The following is a 546-nucleotide window of genomic DNA, read 5'->3' as shown; positions in this document are numbered from 1 at the left end:
CTAGGCCTCGCCCTCGGCAAGCCCTTCCTGGCGGAGTCCGACAGCAAGGGCGTGGTGGACCGCCTCAACCTCACGGGAAAGACCGCCTCCCCCCTGGAACGGGCCGCCCGGGCCCTCCTCGGGGTAGCCCGGGAGTCTGCCCTCTTCCTGGGGCTCCGCCACCTGCCGCGGGAGGGCAACGAGGAGGCCCATCGGCTCGCCAACGGGGGCAGGCGGGCCCTGGAGGAGGAGCGGGGCGCCCTCGAGGGCTTCCTCCTCTCTCTCCCCCTGGCGTACCGGGCCTGGGCCCTCCGCCACCTGAGGCACCTCTCCCCCCTCGGGGAGGAGGCCCTCGAGGCCCTCGCCCGATGGAAGGGGGAGACGGCCAAGGCCCTCCTCGCAGCCGCGAAGGAAGACCCCGAGGGCTTCGCCCGGGCCCTGGAGGAGGCGGGGCGGCTTTCCGAGGAGGAGGTGGAAGCCCGGGCGAGGGGGCTCCTCAAGGGCTCCATGGAGGGCCTCCCCCCCACTCCCAAGCAGGTGGCCTTCCTCAAGGCCCGCGGGGTGGAC

General features: G+C 74.4%; 1 protein-coding gene. It reads left to right on the top strand.

Annotated elements, in window-relative coordinates; genetic code table 11:
* Positions 1-546, top strand: a 546-nt coding sequence (locus AC01Y6_RS11190; protein ID WP_476671608.1) for a ribonuclease H family protein, incomplete at both ends; no start/stop codon positions are given.

It is taken from the genome of Thermus sp. (assembly GCF_056332225.1).
The sequence above is the reverse complement of the archived record's forward strand: the minus strand, read 5'-3'. Positions and strand labels throughout refer to the sequence as shown.